At 29.7% G+C, this 16690-nt stretch carries 11 protein-coding genes and 3 pseudogenes; 8 read left to right on the top strand and 6 right to left on the bottom strand.

Going from position 1 to position 16690, the window contains the following annotated elements:
• Positions 1–40: 40 nt before the first annotated feature.
• The 3 genes and pseudogenes from DK405_RS01320 to DK405_RS01330 all read right to left on the bottom strand — a co-directional run.
• Positions 41–136 (bottom strand): annotated as a pseudogene (locus DK405_RS01320) (IS5/IS1182 family transposase); the annotation flags it as partial.
• 315 nt (positions 137–451) lie between these two features.
• On the bottom strand, positions 452–1522 hold the full coding sequence (locus DK405_RS13570) for a hypothetical protein (protein ID WP_231967550.1): 1071 nt from the start codon (positions 1520–1522) through the stop codon (positions 452–454).
• Between the two features lie 905 nt (positions 1523–2427).
• Positions 2428–2976, bottom strand: a complete 549-nt coding sequence (locus DK405_RS01330) for a c-type cytochrome (RefSeq protein WP_045912329.1) — start codon at positions 2974–2976, stop codon at positions 2428–2430.
• Positions 2977–3231: 255 nt separating this feature from the next.
• Between DK405_RS01330 and DK405_RS01335 the strand changes: the two genes are divergently transcribed.
• Positions 3232–4191, top strand: coding sequence for an SPFH domain-containing protein (locus DK405_RS01335; protein WP_109510561.1), 960 nt, complete (start codon positions 3232–3234; stop codon positions 4189–4191).
• Between the two features lie 284 nt (positions 4192–4475).
• Here the strand turns inward: DK405_RS01335 and DK405_RS16020 are convergent.
• Positions 4476–4620, bottom strand: a pseudogene (locus tag DK405_RS16020) (IS982 family transposase); the annotation flags it as partial.
• 682 nt (positions 4621–5302) lie between these two features.
• Here DK405_RS16020 and DK405_RS13575 point away from each other — a divergent pair.
• Positions 5303–5431: pseudogene (locus tag DK405_RS13575) on the top strand (DnaB-like helicase C-terminal domain-containing protein); the annotation flags it as partial.
• Positions 5432–5789: 358 nt separating this feature from the next.
• On the opposite strand, the gene DK405_RS01350 reads toward DK405_RS13575, so the two are convergent.
• Positions 5790–6806 (bottom strand): P-loop NTPase, encoded by a 1017-nt coding sequence (locus DK405_RS01350; protein WP_045912332.1) that lies wholly within the window; start codon positions 6804–6806, stop codon positions 5790–5792.
• 181 nt (positions 6807–6987) lie between these two features.
• Between DK405_RS01350 and hflK the strand changes: the two genes are divergently transcribed.
• The 4 genes from hflK to pal all read left to right on the top strand — a co-directional run bounded on the left by hflK (position 6988) and on the right by pal (position 11177).
• A complete protein-coding gene (hflK, locus tag DK405_RS01355) occupies positions 6988–8043 on the top strand; it encodes an FtsH protease activity modulator HflK (protein WP_045912333.1) in 1056 nt (351 codons plus the stop codon).
• A 23-nt stretch (positions 8044–8066) separates the two neighbouring features.
• A complete protein-coding gene (gene hflC / locus DK405_RS01360) occupies positions 8067–8933 on the top strand; it encodes a protease modulator HflC (RefSeq protein ID WP_012461824.1) in 867 nt (288 codons plus the stop codon).
• Positions 8934–8950: 17 nt separating this feature from the next.
• Complete coding sequence (locus tag DK405_RS01365; protein WP_045912334.1) at positions 8951–10351, top strand: DegP-like serine protease TSA47; 1401 nt, start codon at positions 8951–8953, stop codon at positions 10349–10351.
• 211 nt (positions 10352–10562) lie between these two features.
• Complete coding sequence (gene pal, locus DK405_RS01370; protein ID WP_052691657.1) at positions 10563–11177, top strand: peptidoglycan-associated lipoprotein Pal; 615 nt, start codon at positions 10563–10565, stop codon at positions 11175–11177.
• A 266-nt stretch (positions 11178–11443) separates the two neighbouring features.
• Here pal and DK405_RS01375 read toward each other — a convergent pair whose 3' ends face one another.
• Entirely contained in the window at positions 11444–14227 is a 2784-nt protein-coding gene (locus tag DK405_RS01375; RefSeq protein WP_045912335.1) for a glycoside hydrolase/phage tail family protein, read from the bottom strand.
• Between the two features lie 198 nt (positions 14228–14425).
• On the opposite strand from DK405_RS01375, the gene DK405_RS01380 reads away from it, so the two are divergent.
• Positions 14426–15442 carry an NAD(P)/FAD-dependent oxidoreductase gene (locus DK405_RS01380; RefSeq protein ID WP_045912336.1) on the top strand — a complete coding sequence of 339 codons (1017 nt, stop codon included), beginning with the start codon at positions 14426–14428 and terminating at the stop codon, positions 15440–15442.
• Entirely contained in the window at positions 15439–16344 is a 906-nt protein-coding gene (locus DK405_RS01385) for a bifunctional 5,10-methylenetetrahydrofolate dehydrogenase/5,10-methenyltetrahydrofolate cyclohydrolase (RefSeq protein ID WP_045912337.1), read from the top strand. Before DK405_RS01380 ends, DK405_RS01385 begins: the two co-directional genes overlap by 4 nt.
• Positions 16345–16690: the final 346 nt, after the last annotated feature.

Below are 16690 nucleotides of genomic sequence, written 5' to 3' on the forward strand. Positions count from 1 at the left end.
GCTGAAGATTTGAAATTGAATAGACCTCTTTCGAAACTGGTTAAGGTAGTTTAAAATTATAAATGCCAGAGATCAAATTAAATCTAAGGCCGAATTCTTTACGTCTATTTCGATATTTATCAGCAATAATTTTGAACTACCTTAACCAGTTTCGAAAGAGGTCTAATGTAAGCTATTCCTGCACAGAGCGAATTACAAAATGAGCTATACATAACAGCTCACAGTGATGTTTGTAATTCGCATTATATCTATCTGCTAAGAGAATATCTGAAGTTATGTAACTCTTGCAGAATTTGTATCCTACATAAAAGCTATCTCAATAATCACTTAGCAATAAAATTATAATTCAAACGGTAAAAAAAAATATCAAATATTTATACTGCTACATATTTTAGCGCTAGTTACATAATAAGGAATAAAAAAAAAGTTAGTGAAGAAAAAATATACTAGTTTAACTGTAAATTGAATCTAGAGTAATTCCAAGTAAATCGTTATTTACTTCATTATAAATAGGATTTTTTTGTAACTCAAAATGTTCCTCATTTTTTTCTTGATTAGGATAATTGTGGCTGTTACTATCTCCTTCTTGATCATGCACAATATCATCATATGTATTATCGCTATCATTATCATTACTCTCAACAAAGGTAGAAAGAGCAGTAGTAGAGTTAGTACTTGCTTTACTGTTAATACTATCTATCTGATTATCAGAAAGTTTGTTTTTCTTTTGAATGCTGGCATATATAGGAGGAATCAATGATATCTTAGTCTGATAAGAAACAGTAGAAACTAATGGTTCAGCATAAATCTGATTATTCAATAAATCAAGATTTGGCAACTCATCATATTCATGATTTAGCTTAGTAGTTAGATCACGATTGAGAGCTTCTAAAGCATTGTTTTTATGCTTGAGATAGCATGCTATAACTGTAGGAATAGCTACAGTAGCTACTGCTCCTATAGTTATAGCATGTGGCACATAATTTGCAGATAATGGTAACCAGTAGTTATTTTCGTTGTACTGACTACTATTGTATTGATTACTACTAGTAATCATACTGGTGTTATAAATTACACTAGTATTTTCTTCAATTGTTGAGTTATATATGCCATAATAAGCTTCTATTAAATCCTCCTTAATACAATTTACTACTTTACAGCCTATACTACTATTAGATAAAAATAAGTTATTTACTACTTTAAAAAACTCTATATTTGTACCATCATCTATGTTGTTAGGGAATGTCATTTTTAGAGTTTTAACGCAGTGCTCAGTAATACTAAATAACACTTCAGTATGATTATTAGATAAACTTAGCTTTAAGTTTTGATCACACCCCTTAAGCTCATACAAATTTTTACTATAAGTATTATATCCATATGGACGAAGAAATGTAAAATTACAAATCTCATATGCCTTAATTCCTAGTAGCTTTGCTACTCCTGATAATTCTTTAGGTATAGCAACTATACAATATTTACTACTCTCAGCAATACTGTTTATAATACTTATAATATTCATAAATAATCACCTTGTTATTATAAGCATAAGCTTATAAAATGATTTACTGTAATTGTCAATGTATATAATAAATTCAAGAATAAACCTTCTAAGAAACGAGAGAAAATTATCCAGCATTTACAGCTTTTGCAAAAAATGCGAAAGGAGAAATTACCATAGTACAGGCTGTATATCTAAATTTGAAAACAGGATATAAGGCAGATATTTTAACTAACTGAAGATCTTTAGTAAAATCAGTAGATCGTTCATAACGATCGCAAAACAAAATGCGAACAACACTAATGTAACAATTATATCAGAAGGTGCTGAAACAGCATCAAGCCTTGTATATTACCTCTTTCTAACTTTTTCTTATCCTAAATTAGCGTTTTTAGGAAGATTTATGAAAACATCAGATTTTCAAGTAAAGACAGAAACAAAACTAAAGGTAATAGCATGGTTATCATTACAAAAATCATGTGAATTGTTTATCTCTTTAGCCAATTTCATTAATTTTTGCACTGTATGCTTCTAAATTAGAGCGTATAAAGCTAGCTCTTACTACTACACTATACTTCTTATATCGAACTCGTATTGTATTTAATTGATTCTGATTTTTGTGCAATTTAAAGCTTCTGAAATCAGTTTCAAGGGAAGTTATAATGTTTAACACTATACATATACCTTAACAATCTGCAATACTTTCGCTCCCTATATTTTGATATGTTTCTTATATCAAGCTCATGTTATTTAAACTATTTTTATGATTGATGCTATTCCTGCTAAAGTATTCTATTAAGCAATAAGTCTAGTACTTTTTATAATTGTTATCTTTATTTTTATTATGTTAGACTATGGTTAAATACTTACTCCTTATATTCTCCGCTATATTCATTATATCTAACTTTGAACTATACAAGCATTTCTTATTTATTAGTATTTTCTTTTAAAAATTTTATTACATCTGCTATATCTTTAGCATTAGGTAATCCAATAAATGACATTCTAGTACCTGGAATGTATTTAGTTGGTTTATGTAAATATAAAAACAAAGATTTCTCATCCCAGCTACCGCCTTGAGAAGTCATTGCAGCAGAGTAATTATAATTTGGATAAGTAGCTTTAATTCTATTTACGACATCATATAAATTAGGTCCAACTCTGTTAACTCCATCCTTGTTACTAGTATGACAAGAAGAGCATTTTTGTTTGAAAAGCTTACTACCAGATTCTAAGCTAGCATTTTTTATTAATTCAGCAATTTTTTGTTCATCAAGCTCGAATATAGCATCTTTTGCTAATGGACTAAAGTTACCCTGTTGAGCTTGATCGTTAATTGCATCAACATGATAACCACGCTTAGCAGGAAGTAGAAGTGGCTTATATAAAGTATCAGTTAATATAGTTACTGACATTATTATTACACCTGTTAATAAAACAGATGCAGCTACTTTGTTTAGTTCAAAGCCGTCCATACTTAAATTTGTTACTTTTGATTAAAATTAATCATTACTATGTAAAAATTACTTTGGTAGATTACTACGATAAATTATCTTTAAAACTAAGTTGATTTGTACTAAATAAACTTAGTATATATTACAAATATTGTACAATAACTTTTTAAGCTTATGCAATAACTATATGATTATGATATAGAATTGTATATCCTTGACCATATATTATATATTAAAGTATAATAGTGAATTAATTAATTTTGGAAAATAAAAATTATGATATTAAGTATAAATATAATAAATATATTCGTGTTAGTTGTACTAGGTATTATACTATTTAATGTATTTAAAATCGTACCTCAGCAACAAGCTTGGATAATCGAAAGATTAGGTAAGCTACATAAAGTTTTGCCTGCAGGGTTAAATTTTATAATCCCAATGGTAGATAGAGTAGCATACAAGCATACCTTAAAGGAGCAAGCAATTGATGTAACTGCACAAACAGCTATTTCTAACGATAATGTTAGCTTATCTATTGATGGCGTACTATATGTTAAAATTATAGATCCTATAGCAGCTTCTTATGGAGTTAGTGACCCATATTATGCGATTACTCAATTAGCTCAAACAACTATGCGATCAGAGATAGGAAAGATTCCACTAGATAAAACTTTTGAGGAACGGGAAAATTTAAATATAGCTATTGTAACATCTATTAATCATGCAGCTGCAAACTGGGGAATTCAGTGTATGAGATATGAAATTAAGGATATTTACCCTCCGCAATCTGTATTACGAGCTATGGAGCTTCAGGTAGCAGCAGAAAGACAAAAACGTGCTCAAATACTTGAATCAGAGGGAAAGAGGCAGTCACAAATCAACATAGCAGAAGCAGGAAAAGCGGAAGTCGTTTTAAATTCTGAAGCTGCAAAAATCGATCAAGTTAATAGAGCTGTAGGTGAAGCTGAAGCTATATTGCTAGTTGCGAAAGCTACGGCTGAAGGAATAGAGCAACTAGCACAAGCAATAAACAATACAGGAGGAAGTGACGCTGTCTCGCTACGTATTGCGGAACAGTATATTGATGCTTTATCTAAAATAGCTAAAGAAACTAATACAGTAATTATACCATCAAACATTAATGACAGTAGTTCAGTAGTTACTCAGGCTTTATCAATTTTTGATGCAATAAAACTTTCGAAGTCTAAAAAATCTATAAACTCAGAGAATACATAGCATAAGTTACATATGCAAAAAGTTTATTGATAGAACAGAAGTAAGCTATGGTAATGCTGCAACTAATCTAGTAATATTATTAGACTAAGAGATGTTATAGTTATTAAATGGTATATAGCATAAATCAAAAAAATAGTTACATCAGAATAGAAAGAAGATATAGTAAAGAAACTCTAAGTTTGACATAAAAAATAGCAAAAATAAATATTACAGGTCTTTTAACTCTTTATGTATATAGTGTAAACATATATTCTTCTACACTTTATATTCTTTATAATGTCAGATTAGGATAACGCAGAGGAAGAAAAAGAAGATGGAATAAGATTGGAATTGAGTTTGAAGATATAATAACTTGGAAGAGAGGCAAATTATATGAACCAAGAAATTAATAGGAGAGCGATGTCTAGTATGTTCTAAATTTAGATGTTTAATACTTAAATACAGACTCAATTAAGTTAGTTACCACTATTGCGGTATGAGATTGGTAACTGTTGTGTACTAAACGTGATAAAAAGCCTAACTAAAGTACTAATCTGGATGGAAAATATGGGCAAAGTAAAGTTAAAATTGGTTAAACTACAGTGAATCTTTGTATGAAAAATATCGTAAATGTAGAAGTAGATACTCCAGATAAATTTTGTTATAGGGATAAAGCTGAAAAGCTTAGCTGTAAGAAGGAATACACAGTCTTCTTTAAAAATACCAGCTCTTCGGTATAAAGAAGATAGCCAACTTAACGTATCTCTGATGAATAAAAGTAAGCCTATTATTAGGCAACTGATAGTAGGTAAGAGAGGTCTTAGAAAGCTAATGATACTGAGTCGAAAGACTACTGGAATTAATAACTTATAGTATAAGCATTTATAGTCATCTACAATGAGGTTTGAGCATAGAAAGAAGCGATAAAATAGTTAATAGAATCTGTGGTTGTAAAGTTATTTTTCTGCTACCTTATTTTCTAGATTTAAATCTGGTAGAAAAGTTTTGGGATAATATGAAGATGTGGAGTGTAGAAGATGTGGAGTGTATTAGAAATCAAATTACTAAATTTGCTAAATCTTATGAATCTATTATCGCTTCTTTCTATGCTTGAAACTCATTGTAAATAACTATATATAACATTAACGCATTTTGCTACCTGTATTTTTACGAGCCATTACATGGTAAAATATATAAGTTAATTGATCTCATTATTAGTAAAGGAATTAGTGCTACTGTAGTTTCACTTAAAACGCTAATTTAGGATAAGAGAAAATATGAAAGATAGTAAGTAAAAGGCATACAAGAGATAATGTATAATTATATATTATCTGTCGTTTTAATTAATAAACGTTTATTTATTGCTCATATTTCTACAAATATTCATACTTAATAACCTGAACATTCACCATTATAACACTTGTATATTACATATTTCTAATTGTTTCTTATCCTAAAATTGCATTTACAGACATGTGAGCAATAAATAAACTGTTATTAATTGAAACTATATTTAAAGATATTACATAATATCTTTTGTAGACCTTTTGTATTATATCTTTCATACTTTTTCTTGTCCTAAACTGACGTTTAAAAATATGCTAGGCAATGAACTTGCATTATATATATTGCAGCCATTCTACTTTAATTAAGTGATTGATACTTTGTCCTTGATCACATTTGGTGGAGATTTCTGAATTAATTGGTATTTGAGTTAAAAGTGGAATTTGAAATTCATGGGCTATCTTTTGAGCTCCATTTTTTCCAAATGGGAAAATAACATCGTTTGTGCTACTAACTAAATAGCTCATATTTTCTACAATACCTATTATATTAATTCCTAGCTTTCTGTATAAAATTAATGATTTTTTTACTTCAGATGTCGAAATTAGTTGAGGAGTAGTAACTGCTATAATACCAAATATTTCATAGTTTGTGGTTAATGTAATATGAATATCACCTGTGCCAGGAGGCATATCTACAACTAAGTAATCAATGTTATTCCACTGTGCCATTAATAATTGATGTAATGCTTTAGAAGTCATAGCTCCACGCCAAGCTAATGGAGAGTCATTATTTGTTAATAAACTTAATGATAAAATATCTATACCATTCTTATTAATTGGTAATATTTTATTTTGAATGAATTTAGCATTTTGATTAATAGCAAACATTGTTGGAATAGATGGTCCGTAAAAGTCTGCATCTAATAATCCTACTCTAAATCCTTTATCCCTAAGATCTTGCGCAAGCGCTGCACTAATAGTTGATTTTCCTACGCCACCTTTACCTGAAATGACAGGAATAATATGTTTTACTCCTGTTATTTTTATTTTATTTTTGTTTATATTATTATTACTGTTGTTGCTTTTACAGTTGAAAAGTTCTTGATCTTTATTACTAATAACTATATGAACATTTGTAATATTATGTATTTCTTGTTGTAGTATTATTGTGGCTTTTTTTTGTAATAGTAAAGCTTCGGAATATTGATCTCTATTAATAAACATTACAAAGCTTATTTGTTGATTATTTACTTTAGGATTAGAAATTACATCTATAAGTTTAGTACCATCAGAAAAGGTTAAAGTTGTTAATTTACTGGTTATTTCATTGATAACACAATTAATATTCATATCAGTATTGAATTTCGAGTAAATAAATATATATTTTGCTTATTGTATACTGTTATAACGATTATTTTCATTTACGTAAGATTGAAATATTCTTTTAACTTGCTGTATTAAGTAATATATAAATTTGCAACAGTAACAAGTGTTAAGTAAAACGTTTATTAGAATATTTAAATAGGTTTTTATGAAATCACCCTGGGACAATATGGATGATGCAAAAAATATATTTTTAAAAAAAAGTAAAAATAATTTTTTTCTACCTGTAAATTTTAGTTTTAGCATTAAAACTATGCTAATTTTAATATTTACCATAGTTGTAATTTGGTTATTATCAGGTGTTTATAAGGTTAATGAAGGGGAGGAAGCTATAGTTATTAGATTTGGTGAATATGTTCGCAAAGCCTATCCTGGATTAAATTATCATCTTCCTCATCCTTTAGAAAAGGTAATAATCGAAAGAGTAAAGATGTCAAGACAAACAGAAGTTGGATATAGTTCAGTGCAATCTAGAAGAGAGGCTAATACTAGTAGTGGTAACTATATGGTTTATTCTTATCGACTCAATAATAGAACTATAAATAATCAACACTTAGGAGAAAGCAGCACTATGTTGACAGGAGATGAGAATATTGTAGAGTTGAATTGTAATGTTAGGTGGCATATTAAGGATTTGTATTCATTTGTTTTTAATGTTGCTTTTCCAGAGGAGACTGTTAAAATAGTGGCAGAAAGTGCTATTAGAGAGGTAATTAGTGAAACGCCAATTGCTTCAATTTTATCAAATCAAAAACAGGAAATAGCAGATAAAATTGAAAAATTAATTCAGCAAATTTTGAATCAATATTCAATTGGTATCGAAATAGAAAAGGTTCAATTATTAAAGGCTGAGCCGCCATCAGAAGTTATTGATGCTTATCGTGATGTACAAACTTCAAGAGCTGATAAAGAGCGAGAAATAAATCAAGCTCAAGCTTATAGAAACGATAAGATACCTGAAGCTAGAGGAAAAGCAGCTAAGTTGATTGAAGAAGCCAAAGGATATAAGCAAGCAACTGTTTCTAAAGCGTTAGGAGAAGCTCAGAAATTTAATGCAATATTAGTAGAGTATAAGTTAAACAAGGAAATTACTAAAGAACGGTTATATCTTAATACTATTGAAACAATATTACAAGGTAGTAAAAAAATTATTATAAGCGATGAGAGTAAATTATTGCCTCATATGGGTATATCGCTTAAATAAATATAAGTAGTAAGGTTTAAATCATGACGATAAAAAAAGTGTACTTAACAATTGTTATAGCTGTTGTAGCAGTACTAGCGATATTTAATTCTGTGTTTCAGGTTATGCAGAATCAGTATGCAGTAGTTTTTCAATTTGGAGAAGCAGTAAAGGTTATTTCAGAGCCAGGGTTAAGGTTTAAGGTACCATTTGTTCAAAATGTATTATATTTTGATAAAAGGTTAGTTTCTGTTGAAGTATCAGCTAAAGAATTAACAGCCGCAGATGGTAAGAGAGTAATTGTTAATGCATTTGCTAAATTTAAGATTATTGACCCTATTACTTTTTTTAAAACAGTGTATAATCATAATGGAGTAAAAATTAGATTAAATAAAACTATTGAGTCAGCAATGCGCAAAGTTATTGGAAGAGCTACTTTTATTACTTTGTTGTCTAAGCAAAGATCAGAAATTATGTCTGATATTTATGATTTAGTAAATAAAGAGGGTAAATCATTTGGAGTAGATGTAATTGACGTAAGGATTTCAAGAACTGATCTGCCAAAGGAGAATAGTGCTGCAATTTATCAAAGAATGCAGACAGAGAGAGAAAAAGAAGCTAAGCAGATTAGAGCTGAAGGAAAGGAGGAGGCTGTGAGAATAATATCAAGAGCTGATAAAGAATGCGATATTATTTTAGCAGAAGCATATAAACAGGCCAAGATATTGGAAGGGGAAGGGGATGCTGAGGCTTCTCATATATACAATAGTGTATATAGTCAAGATCCAGAGTTTTATCGGTTTTACCAATCATTATTAACTTATTCTAAAGTGCTAAGAAAGGATGATACTTCTTTTGTATTATCTCCTAATAGTGAATTGTTTAAGTTTTTGAATTTAAGTAACAATTAATATTAAAGGTTAAGTTTATGAAAAAGGCATTTTATTTACATTTAATAGTATTTGCATTACAAGGTATAAGTAATGTTCATTCTAAATCGCTACTAAATCAAAAAGCATTATTACCTCAACAAAAATCTGATATGCATATTAATGTAAATAGTTTATCTGATATAGTTGAGCCATTAATATCTACAGTAGTAAGTATTTATGCTGTAGATACTAACATTGGTATTAGTTTTAATAATAAGGTATCTAAGTATCAGCAAGAAGTGTTCTTAGGTTCTGGGGTTATCATTGATAGTTCTGGGTATATTGTTACTAATGAGAATGTTATAGCAGGAGCTGAAAATATAAAAGTAAAGTTGCATGATGGTTCAGAACTCATAGCAGAATTAGTTGGTAGTGACAATAAAATTAATATAGCTTTATTAAAAATTAATTCTCCAGCAGCATTATCTTATGCGACTTTTGGCGACTCAAATCAGTCTAGAGTAGGAGATCAGGTTATTGCAATAGGAAGTCCTTTTGGTTTAAGAGGAACAGTAACAAATGGCATTATTTCTTCTAAAGGACGAGATATGGGTAACGGCATAGTAACTGATTTTATTCAAACTAATGCTGCTATTCATATGGGTAGCTTTGGTGGACCGATGTTTAATCTTGAAGGAAAAATTATTGGAATTAATTCCATTCACGTATCTTACTCAGGCATAAGTTTTGCTATTCCATCTAATACTGTACTTGAAGCAGTTGAATGCTTAAAAAAAGGAGAAAAAATTCGTCGTGGTATGTTAAATGTTATGCTTAATGAATTAACTCCAGAATTAAATGAGAATTTAGGACTTAAACAAGATCAAAATGGAGTTCTAATAACTGAAGTTATAAAAGAAGGATCTGCAGCACAATGTGGAATTGCTCCTGGAGATGTAATTACTAAATTTCATGATAAAGCGATCAAAACAGGGAGAGATTTACAGGTAGCTGTATCTTCAACTATGCTTAATTCTGAAAGAGAAGTTGAGCTTTTACGTAATGGTAAGTCGATGACTCTAAAATGTAAAATTATTGCCAACAAAGGTGAGGATAGTGAGCAACAAAGTAATGATCAAAGCCTTGTGGTTAATGGTGTAAAATTTGTTGATCTTACACCTGATTTAGTGAAGAAATATAATATTACTTCAGCTAATAATAATGGGTTATTTGTCCTTGAAGTTTCGCCTAACTCTTCTTGGGGGAGATATGGTTTAAAAATGGGGCTAAGACCTAGAGATATAATTTTATCAGTTAAACGTGATGATAATAAAAAAGATATTTCTGTTAAAACTCTAAGAGAAATAGTGACAAATATAAAGCATAATGAAATTTTCTTTACAGTGCAAAGAGGAGATAGAATGCTTTACATTGCTTTACCTAACATTAATAAGTAAATCTAGTTTAAAGGCGATTTAAAAAAAATTGCCTTTAAATATCAATTGTTAATTTAAAAGTTAAATATTAAGTTTAGAAGTAATTAGCTTAGTATTTAGCAACATTAATTACGTATAATGAAGATTTTTTATTAATTTTTTTGGTTAGATGTGTAAAATAGTTGCAATACTGCAATTACTACATTTTAAATATTTTGATGGATAAGCAAGTATGATTAAAAAGTCAATTATTAGTATATGTGTATTAGTGCTACTTTCTGGTTACAAGTGGAAATGTTTATGGCAAAGATCTAAACAGAGTAACTTTATTTCTAAAGTTGTAGGAACTAAAGATTTTAAAGAAGATAACGATGATATAGTTGGAATTATCTCAAGTATTAATGCTGAAAGTAGCGATCAAGTAACAAGTAATAATGCGAATGCGCAACAAGCAGAATATGTTGATGTAAAGCATGAACAGTTTTTACAAGCTATACATGGAAAACATAAAGTATATTTTGCAACTGAAAAATTTGATCTCTCTGAGGAAAGCAAGAGAGTTTTAAGAGCTCAAAGTACTTGGTTAAAAAGTAATCCAGATGTCAAAATAATTATTGAAGGGCATTGTGATGAACGTGGAACCAGAGAATATAATCTTGCTCTTGGCAAAAAGAGAGCTGATACCGTTAAACAATTCTTAGTGACATTAGGTGTAAGCAGAGATAAAATAGAAACTACTTCTTATGGAAAAGACAAGCCTGAAGTTGAAGTTACTAAAGATAATAAAGAGGAAGCATATAGACTTAATCGTAGGTCTGTCACAATTATTAAAAGTAATATAGCATAGAAGTAATTAAGAAGAATATCTTCTCACAGAAGAAGATTTCTTCTTGAATAGATATTCTTATATGTGTTATACATATAGTTAAATATCTTGACATATGTGATATAATAAGATGTTAAGATTATAAGTTTTAAAAAAATTACAGCTTTCTCGTATTATCTATATTTTATTAATTCCAGAAGTTATAGTATTTACTATAACTTCTATTTTTTAGTATTTAATTGCTTGAATGTAGCATATGCAAAGCCTATGCTATGTTTTTAAAATAATTATTTTGATGTTTTTGCAGCAGTACTGACTATATTACTGGTTACTGCTGCAATTATTATTATTAATTGAGAATATTTAATATTCGTGATTCTAATAATAAATTTCATATCTTCAATGATTAGAGTGATGATATCAGATACTTCAAGATATGCATAGCTAATAGGAAGTATAAAGCTAAATAATATATTTTCAGCATTAGCATTTTTAAGTATAGTTTGGCAGATATTTTGTACATTCTGTAGAGAAGTTACTATTGGTAAGTTTAGATTATATTGTTGACTATAATTTTCTTGTTCTAAAGTGTAATTGAAGCTTGCAAGGCAATAACTATTATTGGAATCGATAAATTTAAGGTTAATATTATTTAAGATTTGATTTTTAGCTATAATTGTATGATTTACTGAAGCTTGATTTGATTCTATAATACATTGTCTAGATGACAGCTGTAAATTAGTTTTGTGATTACGTTTCATAAAACTAATTTTATTTATTGCGCTAGTTTTTATATCAAAAAAATAACAACACCGTAGCATATTTATCACATCAATCGCTTTATGATTTTTTGTGATAAGTAATCCAGCTACTTCATCATCAATTGAAGTAACATCAACTTTACTAGAGTCAATCCCGCTCTTAGTACATAACTCTAGTATCATTGCTGCTAGGTTTATACTGGTAAGTTTTCCATTAATCCAATGACCAGTTGGCCATAGTTCTCTATCTTTCCAATATGGATTTGTTGGCCAAGTTGGGTAAGGTCTAGCATCCCAAGCCCATAAAAATATGTTTTCTACCATATTAGAATATTGTTGCCAATATTCTAAACTAGCTTTAATTGCTTTACTTTGAATTAAGAAGTCTACTGCTCCAGTAGAGTATTTAGGGTATTGCTGATCTTTTGAATCTGGAGCAAAAAAAATGTTAGGTTGATTTGTTGCTTTATCTACGGAAGGAACTCCAAATTCTGTGAACCAGATTGGTTTCATTTTAGGAATCCACATCGTTTGTTTTCCATCAGAATTAGTGTGGTATTTACTCCACCAATGTTTTATGTTTTTCCATGCTAAATCTATGTTATTAAATTGTTTAAGCTGATTATTGTCAAAGTAATAATCGTATCCTTCTCCTGATTCCCATCCGTGTTTAATTTCCTCAATAGTAATGTTAGAGTCTTGAGTATGAGTTAGAGGGAAATAGGCATCAATGCCAACAAAATCTATTGTATCACATGCCCACAAAGGGTCTAGATGATAATAATAACCAGCATTGGTATCAATATGGTGATATTCGCTCCAATCTGCTGCATAACTGACTAATACTTGCTTGCCTAATATTGATTTAACTGCTTTGGCTAGCTCAATTAGTTCTGATACAGCTGGAAATTTTTCTACTGTGTTGTTGCTAAATCTATTATACATAGAGGTTAGTTTTTTTAATTCAGAACCAATGATAAAAGCATCTACTTTTCCTGCAACTAGCTTGGCATAATGTAAAATAAAATAGTTATATGATCCTTTTTTAGGATTAATTGCTGTATATTCTTTACCACCTCGAAAGAAAGTAGCAATGATATTATCTAAATTCAAAGCAGAGGCACTATATTGTGGAACATGAATATTACCTCGCCATGGTTTACCATTGGTGTCCATCATAATAATAGGGTAGAGCATTATCTTTAGCTTTTTATTTTTAAGTAACGCTAAATATCGCAGTAAGCTTTGGTCATCAATTGAACCACCATAGCTTAAGTTTCCTGTAAGATCTCTGCTTACTAGTTGAGCATTGTTACGTCTATAATCTGCGATTTGCCAGTTTGGGCCATAATTATGATATTCCACTTTTGGTATAATTTTGCATTTGTTAGCATCTAAATTTGTTCCGAACCAGCAAACTACTGGTGCTGTCCATTTAATGTTATTACAAGTATTTAGTAATTGATTAAGGCTGACAACACTGTTTGCTAAGTTAAAGTTATTATGACAATTAACTGCTACTGAAGGGGATTTGCTATTAGAATTATACTTGTATTGTATTTGAGGATCCAAGGTAAACTCTCCACTACCAGGTATTATTACAATTGATTGAATCATATCTGCAGTATTATAGCTATTTGCATTTTGTAACGTAGTATGACAATCTAAGGTAATATCAGGATTTCTTGTAACTTCAAACGAAAAGATTGGTATTTTATTGTTGAAATCATTAAGGTTAATATTCTTAAATACTATATATGCTAATCCTCGAAAAGCAGGAGTACAATTACTATTGTTTTGTGCAGCTGTAATTAATGGATCAGGTTCTTGAGTTTCTGTGCCATAATACAGAGTGTATTCATAGTCTAAATCGTTAATTACTTGGTTGTTATGCCAAATTTTGCCAATTTTAGTAATTGGTCCTTCACATAATGCAAAACCTATCGAAACATAATTTATGTTATGCTCATAATTGTGAGTTGAACTTTGCTTAGTAATACTAGTAGCTTCTTTTTTGATGTTAAAATTTCCTATCCAGATAATGGTACCGTGAAGCTTTACAGTGCCAAAAATTAATGGAATATAGTCTCCGTATGCTTCTGGTATTGTTTTTAGTGAATGGATTTGTTTGCCAGTGTGATAATATTCAAAAACCTTTTTGTTATGTTCTTCATGGTTTTGATGTACTTTTTCGGATTCTAAATAATTGCCAATGGTTCTTCCAGTAAAACGCCCAATAGTTGATAACATACCTCCACCTAAAGATTTACCAATATATCCTCCAAGACTACCTAATGATTTTATTAACATTTATTTCTTTTCTATTTAATTGAACATGATTACATATTGAAGATATATTAAAAACATGCTAGGCTAACGGTCGAATAAGTTTGTATTAATAGGTAATAAAATTCTATAATGTAAAAATACTAAGAGAATTATTATTACAAAGTTTATTGCTTTACCTTAAAATATTTTTTAAACATATAATTTTAAATCAAATACAGAATGTTATCTAAGAATGTACACACTACTGATGTAGTTATTGTAGGTGCTGGTCCAGTTGGTTTATTTGCTGTTTTTCAAGCTGGAATGTTAGAAATGAAATGCCATGTTGTTGATGCATTAGATTGTATTGGAGGGCAGTGTGTTACTCTTTATCCAGATAAGCCAATTTATGATATTCCAGCTTATCCTGTTATTACAGCTGCTGAGTTAATAGAGCAATTAAAACAACAGTCAGCTCCATTTGATACTGTTTATCATTTAGGTCAGCAAGTTATAGGATGTAAAATTGATAATGATATGATTACCATTACTACGTCCGCTGAGCAAGTTATTTGCGCTAAGTCTTTGATTATTGCTGCTGGTTGTGGAGCATTTAAATATAAGAGATTAGCGCTTGATAATATTGAAGCATTTGAGAATAAAACTGTATTTTACTCTGTAAAGGACAAGAATAAATTTATTAATAAGAAGGTAGTTATAGCTGGAGGAGGGGATTCTGCAATTGATTGGACATTGCTTTTATCTGATGTAGCTGAAGTAATATATTTAGTTCATCGTAGAGAAAATTTCAGATGTGCTCCACATAGCCTTAATCAAATAAAGCAATTAGCTGAATGTGGTAAAGTTCAAATGATTGTACCATATCAATTAGCTAAGCTAACTGGGGAAAATGGATTACTTAAGGAAGTTTTAGTTACTAATTTTGATGGAGGCGCACAAACATTACCAGCTGACTATTTATTGGCTTTTTTTGGATTAGCAGCTGACTTAGGACCAATTCATAAGTGGGGATTAAAAACTGATTTACGAAGAATTGAGGTAAACTCAATAACATATGAGACTACTGTACCAGGTATTTATGCTATTGGAGATGTAGCATCATATCCTGGTAAATTGAAGCTGATATTGACTGGCTTTGCTGAAGCTGCAACTGCAATGAGTCATTGTTATCAAAGAGTTTTTGGAAAAAAATTGCATTTTCAATACTCTACTGTAAAGGGAGTATTACGTTCATGACAGTAATTATGGATGGTAAAAAGCTTGCTGAGTTGAGGTTAGTAGAAACAAAAAATGACTTACTAGCTCTTAAAGATAAATATCAAATAACAGTTAAGTTGGTAATAATTTTAGTTGGTAACAATGATGCAAGCTTGATTTATGTTAATAATAAGGTAGCTAAAGCTAAGGCTATTGGTATGGATTCAGAAATAATTAGGTTATTCGAATTCATAGAGGAAAAAAAGTTATTATCTGTTATTGATGACTTAAATTGTGATAGTACAGTACATGGTATTATTGTTCAATTGCCTCTTCCACCTCATATCGACGCTTTAAAAATATTTGCAAGAATTGATTCTAGAAAAGATGTTGATGGGCTTAACCCGATAAATATAGGGTATCTTAATATTGGAGCTAACCATGGATTAATTCCTTGTACGGCTTTAGGATGCATAGATTTATTACAGTATTATGTCACAGATTTGAAGGGTAAACATGTAGTTGTAATAGGAAAATCCAATATTGTTGGTAAACCTCTGTCAGCATTACTGTTACGTCATTCTTGTACTGTTACTATCTGTCATTCTGCTACTGTTGATCTAGCCTTGCATACTAGAACAGCTGATATTGTAATTTCTGCTGTTGGAAAAGCGAATTTTTTAACAGATAAGCATTTTTCAGGTAATTTAGCTTTTATTGATGTTGGAATAAGTCATATTTATGATTTGCAAACTCATAAACGAAAATTAGTTGGAGATGGAGATTTTTTAAAAATCAAAGATTTAGTAAAGTTTATTACTCCAGTTCCAGGTGGAGTAGGGCCAATGACAGTAGCATATCTATTAAAAAATACATTAACTGCTGCTAAACTTATTTATGCGAGCATTATAGATAATGATAATGAAAAACGCCTGTGTTAGAATAGCTATTATTTTACTATAACATGCTACATTAGTAATTATTTTTACTAAATTTAAGGTCGAATTAATATGATCAAAATCTATTAGATTTAACAAACAACTAATGCAGTACAGCCATAATTGCAGTATAGCAAGTTTATTATTAATTACGTATTTGTTATTAGCAATATAGTAGCTGATAGTCATAAAAATTAATGCAATGCTTATTGTTGATGCATAATAAACAATAGAATTTATGCATTTTACTAATAAGCCTATTATATGAACAGTAATAAATAATATAATCGATGATAGCAGACCATGATATATTATCTTTTGAGAAGATGGAGTGATTTGTTGCCAATAT

The organism is Orientia tsutsugamushi (assembly GCF_900327275.1).
Taxonomy (GTDB): domain Bacteria; phylum Pseudomonadota; class Alphaproteobacteria; order Rickettsiales; family Rickettsiaceae; genus Orientia; species Orientia tsutsugamushi.